Here is a 13,256-nt window from a genome sequence, read left to right as displayed (position 1 = left end):
CTACGCCCCTGTGCTCAGCATGCTCGAACTCGTTCCCTGGCACGGCTATCCCCACCAGATCGACAATCCGAATGGCGCACTTCGACAGCTCCTCTTCGGACCCGACAAAGAAGGACTCGTGATCGACCTGATTCCGGAGGATCAACTGTATGTGGACGTACTCGAGGTGATGTGGATCGAGTGAGCAGGAGGCCTTGCTCGGAAAAGTAGAACGTGTTTCACTCAAGGCGTGACCCAGGCACCGCTGTCCGCGCCGCTTGACATCGGGTTCGACTACACCCGGTCACTCGGTCCGACCCTGAGTCGGTTCGTCACCGGGCTTGCCCAGCGACGGATTCTCGGGGCGCGTGGCGCTGACGGTCGCGTCCACGTGCCACCACCCGAGTACGACCCGGGGACCGGCGAACCGCTCACCGCCCTGGTCGAAGTGGCGCACACCGGCACCGTCATGTCGTGGTGCAGGCAGCCGGAACCCCTTGCCGGACAACCACTCCAGCACTCCTTCACGTGGGCGTTCGTCAAACTCGACGGGGCCGACACGCCGATGTTGCACGCCGTCGACTCGGACAGCGTGCACACCGGGATGCGGGTTCGTGCTCGCTGGGCCGACACCGGCGGCAACGGCATCCGTGACATCGAATGCTTCGCATCCGAGGAAGCCGAACCGGCTGTCGAGCCGAGGGACGCCGACGAGATCACCATGATCACGACGCCGATCCACCTGAGCTACCGGCATTCGGCGTCGCCGGAGGAGAGCCGGTACCTGCGAGGGCTGGCCGAGGGCAAGCTGCTCGGTCAGCGTTGCCCGGCGTGCGGCAAGGTCTACATCCCGCCACGCGGCGCCTGCCCCACCGACGGGGTGCCGACCGAGGAGGAGATCGAGCTACCGGACCGCGGCATCGTCACCACGTTCTGCATCGTCAACGTCCCGTTTCTCGGCCAGCGCATCAAACCTCCCTACGTGGCCGCCTACATCCTCCTCGACGGCGCCGACATCGCGTTCCTTCACCTCGTCCTCGGCTGCGCCGCCGACGAAGTCCGCATGGGCATGCAGGTCGAAGCCGTATGGAAACCCCGCGACGAATGGGGCACGACACTCGAGAACATCGACCACTTCCAGCCCACCGGCGAACCCGACGCACCCTACGACTCCTATTCGGGACACCTATGAGCAGCACCGCCACCAACGACACCGTCAGCGTCGTCTCCTTCGCACAGGCGCCGAACGTGCGTGAGACGCACGGCACCACCAACGGCGTCGAGATGCTAGTGCCAATCCTGAAAGAGGCACTGGACAACGTCGGTCTGTCCAAGAAGGACATCGGGTTCTGGTGCTCCGGCTCATCGGACTACCTGGCGGGACGCGCGTTCTCGTTCATCGCCGCGGTCGACGCCATCGGCGCGTTCCCGCCGATCAACGAGTCGCACGTCGAGGCGGACGCCGCATGGGCGCTCTACGAGGCGTGGGTGAAGATCCGCACCGGCGAGGTCGACACGGCGCTCGTGTACGGCTTCGGGAAGTCCTCCGCCGGGCAGCTGCGCCGTGTGCTCGCCATGCAGCTCGACCCGTACACCGTCGGCCCACTGTGGCCGGACGCGGTCAGCATCGCGGGACTGCAGGCCAGGTTCGGGCTCGACGCCGGACTGTGGACCGAACGGGACATGGCCGAGGTGGCCGCCCGCTGCCGTGGCGGCGACGCCGACGAACTGCTCCGGCGACCGTACTTCGCCGACCCGCTCCGCAAGCACGACTGCGCACCGGTCACCGACGGCGCGGCGGTCGTCATCCTCGCCCGCGACGACCGGGCCCGCGACCTCACCGACCGGCCCGCGCGGATCACGAGCATCCAGCACCGCGTCGAAACCCCGCACCTCGGCGCCCGTGATCTCACCACCTCCCCGTCCACGGTCGCCGCCGCGAAGGCCGCCGGTGCCGACGGCATCACGCTCGCCGAGCTGCACACGCCGTTCACCCACCAGGAGATCCTGCTGCGCCAGGCACTCGGTCTCGGCGACGAGGTCGTCGTCAACCCGTCGGGCGGACCGCTGGCAGGCAACCCCATGTTCGCGGCCGGTCTCGCCCGCATCGGCGAGGCGGCCACGCGGATCCGGCCCGGTGAGCGCGCGCTCGCCCACGCCACCAGCGGACCCGCGCTCCAGCAGAACCTTGTGTGCGTACTGGAGGCTCACTGATGGCGAAGCGACGCGCCGCGGTACTGGGCGTCGGCCAGACCCACCACCGCAGCAAACGCCTCGACGTGACCATGGCCGGGCTGTGCCGCGAGGCCATCGACCGCGCGCTCACCGACGCTGACCTGACCTTCGCCGACATCGACGCGGTCGTGCTCGGCAAGGCACCGGACCTGTTCGAGGGCGTCATGATGCCCGAGCTGATGCTCGCCGACGCACTCGGCGCGACCGGCAAGCCGTTGCTGCGCGTGCACACCGCGGGCTCGGTCGGCGGGTCGACCGCCAACGTCGCGGCGAGCCTCGTGCAGGGCGGCGAGCACTCGCGGGTGCTGGCGGTGGCGTTCGAGAAGCAGTCCGAGTCCAACGCCATGTGGGCGCTGTCGATCACGGTGCCGTTCCACATGCCGGTCGGCGCGGGCGCGGGTGGCTACTTCGCGCCGCATGTCCGCTCCTACATCCGCCGCTCGGGCGCCCCGTCGCACATCGGCGCGCTCGTCGCGGTGAAGGACCGGCGCAACGGCGCGAAGAACCAGTACGCGCACCTGCGCCAGGCCGACATCACGCTCGAGTCGGTGCAGGCGTCGGCGATGCTGTGGGACCCGATCCGCTACGACGAGACGTGCCCGTCGTCGGACGGGGCGTGCGCGATCGTGCTCGGCGACGAGTCCGCCGCGCAGGGCCGCGCCGCCGCGTGGCTCCACGCCACGGCGATGCGCACCGAGCCGACCACGTTCGCGGGCCGTGACCAGGTCAACCCGCAGGCAGGTCGGGTAGCCGCCGCCGCGTTGTGGCGGGAGGCGGGCATCGACGATCCGCTGTCGCAGGTGGACGCCGCCGAGATCTACGTGCCGTTCTCGTGGTTCGAGCCGATGTGGCTGGAGAACCTCGGTTTCACCGAAGAAGGCCAGGGCTGGAAGCTCACCGAGGCGGGCGAGACCGAGCTTGGCGGGCGGCTGCCGATCAACCCGTCGGGTGGTGTGCTGTCGTCGAACCCCATCGGCGCTTCGGGGATGTTGCGGTTCGGTGAGGCGGCGATGCAGGTGATGGGCCGCGCGGGCGAGCACCAGGTCGATGGCGCGCGGATCGCGCTCGGCCACGCCTACGGCGGCGGCTCGCAGTACTTCTCGATGTGGGTCGTGGGAGCTGACAAGCCATGAGCGGGGCCATGAAGTTCACGGTCGGTGTCGCGTTGAGCCCGCTGGACCAGCTGCCGGAGCTGGCGAAGACGGCGGAGGAGTGCGGTTACTCGTCGATCGCGCTGCCGGACTCGCTGTTCTTCTCCGAAGAGGTGTCGGCGTCCTATCCGTACACCCCGGACGGCAGCCGGTTCTGGGACGAGGAGACGCCGTGGGTCGACCCGTTCGTCGCGGCGGCCGCGATGGGCGCGGTGACGTCCCGGATCCGTTTCTACACACAGGTTCTGAAGCTCAACCCGCGTAACCCCGTGCTGCTGGCTCGGCAGATCGGTTCGGTCGCGGTGATGACCGGCAACCGGTTCGGGCTCGGCGTCGGGCTCGGCTGGTCGCCGGAGGAGTCCCAGTGGTGCGGCGGGCATTTCGACCACCGCGGTGCCCGCGCCGACGAGGCGATCGACGTGCTCAAGCTGATCCTCGGCGGCGGCATGGTGTCCTACCAGGGGAAATACTACGAATTCGGCAAGCTGCGGATGTCGCCCGCGCCGACCGAGCCGGTACCGGTGTACGTCGGCGGGCACACCGAGGCGGCGCTGCGGCGCGCGGCCCGCGTCGGCGACGGCTGGACCTCGGCGATGATCAAGATCGACGACCTGCGGGCCGTGATCACCCGGCTGGGTGAACTCCGCGCGGAGTACGGCCGCGATGGACCGTTCGAGATCCAGGCCGTGTGCGTCGACCGGTTCGGGCTCGACGGCTACCGGCAGCAGGCCGAGGCCGGGGTCACCGACGCGATCGTCGTGCCGTGGGTGTTCTACGGCGTCGGCCTCGACGGGCCGCTGGCAGCCAAGAAGGACGGGATGAAACGGTTCGCCGACGAGATCATGGGGCAGTTATGACGGCCGTGTCCTGGAAGGGCCCGGAGACCACGCACCCGGCCCGCACCGCGTCTCGCCGGTCGATGGACGCGGTGTCCCGCGGCGCCAAGGAGGACTGGCTGGCGCTGTTCGCCGACGACGCGGTGGTCGAGGACCCGGTCGGCGTGTCGATGTTCGATCCGACCGGCGACGGGCACCGAGGACGGGCCGCGATCTCCGCGTTCTGGGACATGACGATCGGGAACGCCGAGCGGATCGAGTTCGAGATCCGGGACTCGTTCGCGGCGGGCGACGAGGTCGCGAACGTCGGCACGATCTCCACGTTCCTGCCCGGTGGCTCCACGCTGGATGCCGAGGGTGTGTTCGTGTACAGGGTGAACGACGAGGGGTTCATCGTGTCGCTTCGGGCGTTCTGGGAGACCGAGCGCGCGATGGCTACGCTGCGTCAGGTTTGAGCTCGACGCCGAACTCGGCGCACGCCTTCACCACGTCGTCCTGCGCGAAGTCGGTGCGTACCAGGAAGTCCGCGAGCCCTTCGTCCTGGCTGAACACGGTCATCGCGAAGTAGGCGGAGTCGAACGCGCGGCGCAGCTCGTCGTTCGGCGCACCGGCACGCACCCGCGACAGTTCATCCATTGCGGAGGTGGCGACCGTGGAGAACTGGGCGGGCGCGGCCGCGTAGTCGCCCGCGGCGGCGTAGAGCTTGCCGACCGCGTCGCCGTAGTCGTCGCAGAAGTGCTCGGCCGGATTGTCGCCGGCGCACGCCGTGAGCGCGCCGCCCAGCAGAACGACGGTGGCGGCGAGACGACGTAACATCCGCTCAGGGTACTCTCGCGGGGGCGTTGGCCTCTGCCTCGGGCGGACGGCAGAACGGGCAGGGGCGGCTGCCCGATCGGGCGGCTCAGCGAGCGACGCCGACGACGGTGTCGTTCGCGCGGTCGTCGGTGAGGAGGCTGAGCATCAGGTGCGCGACGTCGGCGCGGGAGACGACCCGGGAACGCGTCAGGTTGCCGCCGATCGCGATCCGGTACTCACCGCGCGGGCCGTCGGTGAGCCGTGGCGGGCGCACGACCGTCCACGTGAGACCGCTGGCCGCGATGTCGCGCTCCATCACCTCGAGGTCGGCGTAGTTGGCGGCGAAGACCCGGCTCGCGATCGGGTGTAGCACGCGCAGGTCGAGGAACCCTTCGCCCGACGGCCGGGGCCCGACGGGTGCGGCGGACACGGCCTCGAACCGAGGCACGCCCGCGCTCTTCAGCGCGGCAAGGATGTGCTTCGTGACGCCGGAGGCGACGGCGCCGTCCGCGCGGGTGCGCGGGCCGACGCTGGAGAGCGCGGCGTCACTGCCCGCGACGGCCTCCTGGATCCGATCGACGTCGGCGAAGTCGGGCACCGTGACGATCTGCGCGCCGGCCGCGTCGAACTCGCGCCGCACGACGGCGGTCACGGTGTGACCCTGGTCAAGGGCTTGGCGGACGAGCTGGCGGCCGATCCCGCCGGTCGCGCCGAAGATCGTGAGCTTCACGGTCGCCTCCGCTATATTGAGTACGCACAGCATACGATACGGGAACCATATTATATGACCAAGGTACCACCAGACGCGCGGGACCGACGCAGGCTCACGAACTCCTTGAAGGACTCCGTGCGCGGCATGCGCAGTGAGCTGGCGCTGCTCAACCGGCGGATCAGCGCACGCCTCGACCTGCGGGACGGCGACCTGGACTGCCTGGAGCTGGTGGCACGGCTGGGCCCGCTCGGCCCGTCGGCGCTGGCCCGCGCGGCAGGCGTCCACCCGGCGACGATGACCGGCGTACTGGACCGCTTGGAGAAGGGCGGCTGGCTGGCCCGCGACCGCGACCCAGGCGACCGGCGCAGCGTCGTACTGCGAATGCGACCGGAGCGAGTGGGCGAGATATTCGCACTGTACAGCGGCATGAACACAGCCCTGGAAGAAATCTGCGCAGACTTAACAGAAGCCGAACTGACAACAATCACCAAATTCCTGAACCAAGCCGCCACCGCAGGCCACAAAGCAATCCGCACCCTAGACGAATCCCCATAACCCCAAACCCCGCGAGTCCACGGTTGAGAACCCGCGAGTCCACGGTTGAGAACCCGCGAGTCTTCGGTTCAGAACCCGCGAGTCTTCGGTTCAGAACCCGCGAGTCTTCGGTTCAGGACCCGCGAGTTGGCGTTTCGGAACACGCCGTCAGCTAGGCAGCAAACCTTCGCCGCCAGAAGGCCTGCCGGACTTCGGCGTGGAGTCGAGACGGATCACTCAGGTCAGTGGCGTCAGCACGCAGGACCAACCAGCCACGACGTCGCAGGTCCTCATCCCGTGCCGCGTCGCGCACCATGCGGTCCACGTGGGCCGCGTAGCCGTCGTACTCGACCGCGACCATCGGTTCCGGCCAGGCGAAATCGAGCCGGTAGATCTCCCGCCCGCTGAGGTTTGACACGGGAAACTGCTGTTCAGGGACCGAGAACCCGGCATCGAAGAAGCTGAGCAACAACCAGCTCTCGGCGGGCGACTCAGCCTTCCCGCTCGCGAGGTCCAGCAGGATCTGCGATCGACGCCGTCCGCGGGGGTCACGCCGGACACCGATCCGGTGAAGGATCTCCGCCCGGAACTCGGCCCGCTGCTCGAACGGCAGCAGCGCGAGAGCCTGGTCCGCGCATGCCAGCGCGACCCGGCGCGGCTCTCGGCACAGCATTTCGGTGATCGCGTACTCGAGCGCGAACACCCTGAGCCCGTCGAGTGTGAGCACATCTTGCTCGTCGAAGAGTCCCTGGTGGATGGCCACTCCGGGCACGCGCGGAAGGTTCAGTTGGTAGTCGACCAGTACGTGCGTTCGCCCCGTGTCCGCCGCGGTGCAGCCGAGAAGGGACGCGGCGGTGTGACTGGTGAGCACGGCGCGTGGTCCAGCAAGCAACAAGGTGGCCGCCGCACGTGTGGGCAGAGCAAGTTGTCGGGCACGCTCGACCAGGACTTTCCGAGAGAAGGGCATGAGTCGGCCTTCTCGAATGATCTTCCGTAGGTGGATCGCGCCAAACTCGCGACGCAGATCGTCCCGGCGATGCGCGCCGTGCAGGCCAGCAGGTAGTTCGAACATGCGGACAACAGTGCCTGCTCAGAGAGCGTTCCTCCGCTGACGGACCAGGTTCTGTGGATAACTGGATGACCTGTGGACAACTCGCGGTCCCGAATCACCAACTCGCGGGTCCTGAACCGTGGACTCGCGGGTCCTGAACCGTGGACTCGCGGGTCCTGAACCGTGGACTCGCGGGTCCTGAACCGTGGACTCGCGGGTTCTGGGCCGTGGACTCGCGGGGTTAGGTGTAGGTGACCTGTAGTTCTTTTATGCCGTTTAGCCAGCCTGAGCGTAGGCGTCTTGGGGGTTGGGCTTGTTGGATGTTGGGCATGTGGTCGGCGATTGCGTTGAAGATCAGGTCGATCTCCAGTCTCGCCAGGTTCGCGCCTACGCAGTAGTGGGCGCCCGTGCCGCCGAAGCCCAGGTGGGGGTTGGGGTCGCGGAGGATGTCGAAGTGGTCCGGGGACTCGAACACCTCTGGGTCGAAGTTGGCCGAGCTGTAGAACATGCCTACCCGGTCGCCCTTTTTGATCTTCACGCCGCCCAGTTCCGTGTCGGACGTGGCCGTGCGCTGGAAGGACATCACCGGGGTCGAGTAGCGGACTATCTCGTCCGCCGCCGTCGCCGGGCGTTCCTTCTTGTACAGGTCCCACTGGTCGGGGTTGTTCAGGAACGCGTGCATGCCGTGCGAGATGGCGTTGCGGGTCGTCTCGTTGCCCGCCACCGCCAGCAGCAGCACGAAGAAGCCGAACTCGTCCGAGCGGAGTGCCTCACCATCGACGTTGGCGTTCACCAGCGTGGTCGCGATGTCGTCCATCGGGCACTTCTTGCGTTCCTCCGACATCGCCCACGCGTAGCCGAGCAGCTCCGCCGACGCGGCCTCCGGGTTGACCGAGTACTCCGGGTCGTCGTAGGCCACCATCTGGTTCGACCAGTCGAAGACCTTGTGACGGTCGGTCTGCGGGATGCCCAGAAGCTCCGCGATTGCCTGCAGTGGCAGCTCGCACGCGACCTGGGTGACGAAGTCGCCGCCGCCGTGGGCCTTCGCCGCCGCCACGATGCGTTCCGCTCGGCTGGCCAGCGTGTCCTTCAGCCGGCCGACGGCCTTCGGGGTGAAGCCACGCGACACGATGCCGCGAACCTTCGAGTGCTGCGGCGGGTCGATGTTCAGCATGATCAGCCGCTGCGCCTCGATCTTCTCGCGCGTCATGTCCGGGTTGAACCGGATGATCGCCGTGTTCTCCGCCGACGAGAAGACCTCGCTGTTCCGCGAGACCTCCTTGACCTCCGCGTGCCGGGTCACCACCCAGTACCCGTCGTCCTCGAAGCCCGCGAGGTTGTGCGGCTGCGCGTTCCACCACACGGGCGCGGTGCGCCGCAGCTCGGCGAACTCCTGGACCGGTATCCGCTGCTCGTACAGGTCGGGGTCGGTGAAGTCGAAGCCGTCCGGGATCACCATTGCCTCCCGCAGATATGGAACACGTTCTAGCCGATTGAAGCACACCCGACCTCAACAAACCAAGCGCCTGCTTGCCTGCACGAGAAACGCGTTCTAGTTTGTGTTCATGGGCAACCCGGTGATCGTGGCGGCAGCGCGGACCCCCATCGGCAAACGCGGCGGCGACCTGTCCGGCAGGCATGCGGCCGACCTCCTCGGCGTCGCCCAGCGTGCGGTGATCGACCGCGCGGGCATCGACCCCGCCCTCGTCGAGCAGGTGTTCGGCGGCTGCGTCACGCAGGCCGGCGAGCAGTCCAACAACGTCACCCGCACCGCGTGGCTGTACGCGGGCCTCCCCCACCAGGCAGGCTGCCTGACGCTGGACTCGCAGTGCGGCTCGGCTCAGCAGGCCATGCACCTGATCGCCGCGCAGATCTCGGCGGGCGCCATCGACGTCGGCATCGCCTGCGGGGTCGAGGCCATGAGCCGGGTGCCGCTGCGGTCGAACGTCGGCGTGGACGTCGGCACGCCTCGGCCCGGCGACTGGGCGATCGACCTGCCCAACCAGTTCGGCGCGGCCGAGCGGATCGCGGTCCGGAGAGGACTGTCCCGCGAGGATCTCGACCGGTTCGGCGCGCGGTCGCAGCAGAAGGCACGCAAGGCGTGGGACGCCGGGCACTTCGACCGCGAGGTGGTGGCGGTCGGCGATGTCATGCGCGACCAGGGCCTGCGCGAGACCAGCATGGAAGCACTGGCGAAACTGAAGCCCGTGCTCGAGGACGGGCTGCACACCGCGGGCTCCTCGTCGCAGATCTCCGACGGCGCCGCGGCCGTATTGCTGATGGACGCGGAGAAGGCGCATGCATTGGGCGTCACGCCACGGGCGCGGATCGTCACCCAGTGCCTGGTCGGCACCGAGCCGTACTACCACCTCGACGGGCCGGTCGACGCCACCGACCGGCTGCTCGCGCGGAGCGGCATGAAGATCGGCGACCTGGACCTGTTCGAGGTCAACGAGGCGTTCGCGTCGGTCGTGCTGTCCTGGCAGTCGGTGCACGACCCCGACCCGGACCTGGTGAACGTCAACGGCGGCGCGATCGCGCTCGGCCACCCCGTCGGCAGCACCGGCGCGCGGCTCGTCACCACCGCGCTGCACGAGTTGGAACGCCGCGACGCCGCGACCGCGCTGATCACGATGTGCGCGGGTGGCGCGCTGTCCACGGGCACGATCATCGAGCGGATCTGACGTGAGCGTCTCCACCGAGATCGCCGAGCCGGGTGTGGTCGTGGTGACGATCGACCACCCGCCGGTCAACGCGTTACCGGTCGCGGGCTGGTTCGCGCTCGCGGACGCGGTCACCGCGGCGGGTCGCGATCCGGCCACGCACGTCGTGGTGCTGCGGGCGGCCGGGCGCGGGTTCTGCGCGGGCGTGGACATCAAGGAGATCCAGCGCGAGGGGCACGAGGCGCTGGTGGGTGCGAACCAAGGCTGCCACGCGGCGTTCGGCGCGGTGTACGACTGCGAGGTGCCGGTGATCGCGGCCGTGCGGGGGTTCTGCCTCGGCGGCGGCGTCGGGCTGGTCGGCAACGCGGATGTCGTGGTAGCAGCCGACGACGCGACGTTCGGACTGCCCGAAGTGGACAGAGGCGCGCTCGGCGCGGCGACCCACCTGGCGCGGCTGGTGCCGCAGCACCTGATGCGGGCCATGTACTACACGGCCACCACGGTGACCGCGGCCCAGCTGCACGACTTCGGTTCGGTGTACCGGGTGGTGCCGCCGGACGACCTGGACGGCGCGGCACTGGAGGTCGCGAAGCAGATCGCGGCGAAGGACCCGAGGGTGATCAGGGCCGCGAAGCAGGCGCTCAACGGCATCGATCCGCAGGACGTGCACCGCAGCTACCGCTACGAACAGGGGTTCACCTTCGAGCTGAACCTGTCCGGCGTCGCGGACGAGGTGCGGAATCGGGGGTGGGTACATGGACAAGCGGATGACCGCTGACGAGGTGGTGTCGACGCTGACCGACGGGATGACCATCGGCATCGGCGGCTGGGGATCGCGGCGCAAGCCGATGGCACTGGTGCGGGCGATCCTGCGGTCCCGCTTGAAGGATCTGACGATCGTCACCTACGGCGGGCCCGATCTGGGCTTACTGTGCGCCGCCGGGAAGGTACGCAAGGCGGTCTACGGGTTCGTGTCGCTGGACTCGATCGCCTACGACCCGCACTTCCGCAAGGCCCGCGAGGCCGGGGCGATCGAGGTGCGGGAGTTCGACGAGGGCATGCTCCAATGTGGACTCCGTGCGGCCGCCCACCGGTTGCCGTTCCTGCCGATCCGCGCGGGGCTCGGATCCGACGTGCTCACGCTGGACCCGTCGCTGAAGACCGTGCGGTCACCCTACGAGGACGGCGAGGAGCTGGTCGCGATGCCCGCGCTGCACCTGGACGTCGCGCTCGTGCACCTCAACCGGGCCGACCGCCGAGGCAACGCACGCTATCTCGGGCCGGACCCGTACTTCGACGACCTGTTCTGCCTGGCGGCGAAGAAGAGCTACGTCTCGTGCGAGTCCATTGTGGACGAGATCGGCGCGGACGGACCGCCGCAGGCGTTGCTACTGAACAGGATGATGGTCGACGGCGTGGTGGAGACCCCGCGCGGCGCACACTTCACGAGCTGCGTGCCCGACTACGGCCGGGACGAGAAGTTCCAGGAGACCTACGCCGCCACCGAGTGGGAACCGTTCGCGGACCGGTACCTGAGCGGCGACGAAGCCGCCTATCAGAAGGCAATCGTATGAGCCGCATGGACGTCTGCGTGGTCGCGTGCGCCGAGCTGTTCCGCGGCGACGGCGAAATCCTGGCGAGCCCGATGGGCCCGGTTCCGTCACTGGGCGCCCGGCTCGCGCGGCGGACGTTCGAACCGGACCTCGTGCTGTCCGACGGCGAGGCCACGCTGCTGACCGCCGACGGCACGCCGGAGGGCTGGCTGCCCTACCGCGCGGTGTTCGACGTGGTCGCGCACGGGCGGCGGCACGTGGTGATGGGCGCGAACCAGATCGACCGGTACGGGAACCAGAACATCTCGTGCATCGGCCCACACGCGGCACCGAAGCGGCAGCTGCTGGGCGTGCGTGGCGCGCCGGGCAACACCGTCAACCACCGCACGAGCTACTGGGTGCCCAAGCACTCGCCCCGCGTCTTCGTGCCCGCCGTCGACGTCGTGTCGGGTGTGGGTTACGACCGGGACGGCGGACGGTTCCACGACGTGTACCGGGTCGTGACGAACCTGTGCGTGCTGGACTTCGGCGGCCCAGGGCACGCGATGCGGGTCGTGTCCGTGCATCCGGACGTGACGGTCGACGAAGTCGTTGAGCAGACCGGGTTTCCGCTGATCATCGACGATCCGCCGGTGACCCGCGAGCCCGCGGCCGAGGAGCTGGCGATCATCGACGAGCTGAACCCGGCGCGGTGATGGAGACCGCGTTGACCAGGCTCACCGGGGTACGGCACCCGGTGGTGCAGACCGGGATGGGCTGGGTCGCGGGGCCGAGGCTGGTGTCGGCGGTCGCGAACGCGGGCGGCCTCGGCATCCTGGCGTCGGCGACCATGACGTTCGACGAGCTGCGTGCCGCCATCGACGAGGTCAGGGCGCGGACGGACCGGCCGTTCGGCGTGAACCTGCGTGCCGACGCGGTGGACGCGACCGACCGGGCCCGGCTCTTGATCGACACCGGCGTGCGCGTCGCGTCGTTCGCGCTGGCCCCGTCGCAGGCGCTGATCGAGACGTTGAAGGACGCTGGCGTGCTGGTGATCCCGTCGGTTGGCGCGGTGCGGCACGCGGAGAAGGTGGCCGCGTGGGGCGCGGATGCCGTGGTGGTGCAGGGCGCCGAGGGCGGCGGCCACACCGGGCAGGTGGCGACGACGCTGTTGCTTCCGTCCGTTGTAGACGCGGTCGGCATCCCGGTGATCGCGGCGGGTGGCTTCTACGACGGGCGCGGGCTGGCGGCGGCGCTCGCGTACGGCGCGGCCGGGGTCGCGATGGGCACGCGGTTCCTGCTGACCGAGGAAAGCACGGTGCCGAGGGCGGTCAAGGAGGCCTACCTGTCACGCGGCCTGTCGGACACCGTCGTGACGACCAGGGTCGACGGTGTACCGCACCGGGTGCTGCGCACGGACCTGGTGGCGGGGCTGGAAAAGGCGAACCGGGCGACCGGCCTGCTGCGCGCGGTACGCAACGCGAACCGTTTCCGCAGGCTGACCGGGCTGTCGTGGTCGTCGGTGGTACGCGAGGGCCGCGCCATGCGGCGCAACCGCACGCTGACGTGGTCACAACTCGTGATGGCGGCGAACACACCGATGTTGCTGCGCGAGGGGCTGGTGAAGGGCAACACGGACGCCGGGGTGCTGGCGTCCGGGCAGGTGGTCGGCGCGCTGACCGACCTGCCGACGTGTGCGGACCTGATCACCCGCATCGTCACCGACGCCGAGGACGTGATCGCCCGCCTGCCGCGTTAATGGCTGGCC

Annotated in this window: 16 protein-coding genes; 12 read left to right on the top strand and 4 right to left on the bottom strand. The window is 69.0% G+C overall.

Features of this window, described 5'->3' with window-relative positions:
• Positions 1-10 precede the first annotated feature (10 nt).
• Genes WBA97_RS37965 through WBA97_RS37940 form a run of 6 tightly spaced genes read left to right on the top strand, consistent with a single transcriptional unit; the run spans position 11 to position 4,656 of the window.
• Positions 11-184, top strand: a complete 174-nt coding sequence (locus tag WBA97_RS37965; protein WP_424235870.1) for a hypothetical protein — start codon at positions 11-13, stop codon at positions 182-184.
• Positions 185-229: 45 nt separating this feature from the next.
• A complete protein-coding gene (locus WBA97_RS37960) occupies positions 230-1,171 on the top strand; it encodes a Zn-ribbon domain-containing OB-fold protein (protein ID WP_424235869.1) in 942 nt (313 codons plus the stop codon).
• A complete protein-coding gene (locus tag WBA97_RS37955; RefSeq protein ID WP_424235868.1) occupies positions 1,168-2,193 on the top strand; it encodes a thiolase domain-containing protein in 1,026 nt (341 codons plus the stop codon). The genes WBA97_RS37960 and WBA97_RS37955 overlap by 4 nt, the downstream gene beginning before the upstream one ends.
• A complete protein-coding gene (locus WBA97_RS37950; RefSeq protein WP_424235867.1) occupies positions 2,193-3,347 on the top strand; it encodes a thiolase domain-containing protein in 1,155 nt (384 codons plus the stop codon). Before WBA97_RS37955 ends, WBA97_RS37950 begins: the two co-directional genes overlap by 1 nt.
• 8 nt (positions 3,348-3,355) lie before the next feature.
• Complete coding sequence (locus WBA97_RS37945) at positions 3,356-4,222, top strand: TIGR03619 family F420-dependent LLM class oxidoreductase (RefSeq protein WP_424235921.1); 867 nt, start codon at positions 3,356-3,358, stop codon at positions 4,220-4,222.
• Entirely contained in the window at positions 4,219-4,656 is a 438-nt protein-coding gene (locus WBA97_RS37940; protein WP_424235866.1) for a nuclear transport factor 2 family protein, read from the top strand. The genes WBA97_RS37945 and WBA97_RS37940 overlap by 4 nt, the downstream gene beginning before the upstream one ends.
• Here WBA97_RS37940 and WBA97_RS37935 read toward each other — a convergent pair.
• Positions 4,637-5,017, bottom strand: coding sequence for a hypothetical protein (locus WBA97_RS37935; protein ID WP_424235865.1), 381 nt, complete (start codon positions 5,015-5,017; stop codon positions 4,637-4,639). The genes WBA97_RS37940 and WBA97_RS37935 overlap by 20 nt on opposite strands.
• An 85-nt stretch (positions 5,018-5,102) precedes the next feature.
• Positions 5,103-5,726 carry an NAD(P)-dependent oxidoreductase gene (locus WBA97_RS37930; protein WP_424235864.1) on the bottom strand — a complete coding sequence of 208 codons (624 nt, stop codon included), beginning with the start codon at positions 5,724-5,726 and terminating at the stop codon, positions 5,103-5,105.
• A 126-nt stretch (positions 5,727-5,852) separates the two neighbouring features.
• On the opposite strand from WBA97_RS37930, the gene WBA97_RS37925 reads away from it, so the two are divergent.
• Positions 5,853-6,263, top strand: a complete 411-nt coding sequence (locus WBA97_RS37925; RefSeq protein ID WP_424235863.1) for a MarR family transcriptional regulator — start codon at positions 5,853-5,855, stop codon at positions 6,261-6,263.
• 151 nt (positions 6,264-6,414) lie between these two features.
• Here the strand turns inward: WBA97_RS37925 and WBA97_RS37920 are convergent, their stop codons facing one another.
• Both WBA97_RS37920 and WBA97_RS37915 read right to left on the bottom strand, forming a co-directional pair.
• Positions 6,415-7,314 (bottom strand): endonuclease domain-containing protein, encoded by a 900-nt coding sequence (locus WBA97_RS37920; RefSeq protein WP_424235862.1) that lies wholly within the window; start codon positions 7,312-7,314, stop codon positions 6,415-6,417.
• 220 nt (positions 7,315-7,534) lie between these two features.
• The gene (locus WBA97_RS37915; RefSeq protein WP_424235861.1) at positions 7,535-8,752 is read right to left on the bottom strand and encodes a cytochrome P450; all 1,218 of its coding nucleotides are present in this window, start codon (positions 8,750-8,752) and stop codon (positions 7,535-7,537) included.
• Positions 8,753-8,858: 106 nt separating this feature from the next.
• Here WBA97_RS37915 and WBA97_RS37910 point away from each other — a divergent pair, with 106 nt between their 5' ends.
• From WBA97_RS37910 to WBA97_RS37890, 5 genes are read left to right on the top strand one after another with little or no spacing between them, the layout of a single operon-like run.
• A complete protein-coding gene (locus WBA97_RS37910) occupies positions 8,859-9,977 on the top strand; it encodes a steroid 3-ketoacyl-CoA thiolase (protein ID WP_424235860.1) in 1,119 nt (372 codons plus the stop codon).
• A gap of 1 nt (position 9,978) precedes the next feature.
• On the top strand, positions 9,979-10,734 hold the full coding sequence (locus tag WBA97_RS37905; RefSeq protein WP_424235859.1) for an enoyl-CoA hydratase family protein: 756 nt from the start codon (positions 9,979-9,981) through the stop codon (positions 10,732-10,734).
• Positions 10,724-11,530 carry a CoA transferase subunit A gene (locus WBA97_RS37900; protein WP_424235858.1) on the top strand — a complete coding sequence of 269 codons (807 nt, stop codon included), beginning with the start codon at positions 10,724-10,726 and terminating at the stop codon, positions 11,528-11,530. The genes WBA97_RS37905 and WBA97_RS37900 overlap by 11 nt, the downstream gene beginning before the upstream one ends.
• A complete protein-coding gene (locus WBA97_RS37895) occupies positions 11,527-12,204 on the top strand; it encodes a CoA-transferase subunit beta (RefSeq protein ID WP_424235857.1) in 678 nt (225 codons plus the stop codon). Before WBA97_RS37900 ends, WBA97_RS37895 begins: the two co-directional genes overlap by 4 nt.
• Complete coding sequence (locus tag WBA97_RS37890) at positions 12,204-13,247, top strand: NAD(P)H-dependent flavin oxidoreductase (RefSeq protein WP_424235856.1); 1,044 nt, start codon at positions 12,204-12,206, stop codon at positions 13,245-13,247. Before WBA97_RS37895 ends, WBA97_RS37890 begins: the two co-directional genes overlap by 1 nt.
• Positions 13,248-13,256 lie beyond the last annotated feature (9 nt).

Source organism: Actinophytocola sp. (assembly GCF_049647105.1).
GTDB lineage: Bacteria > Actinomycetota > Actinomycetes > Mycobacteriales > Pseudonocardiaceae > Actinophytocola.
Note: the sequence above shows the minus strand (reverse complement) of the source record. Positions and strands in the feature narration are given on the sequence as shown.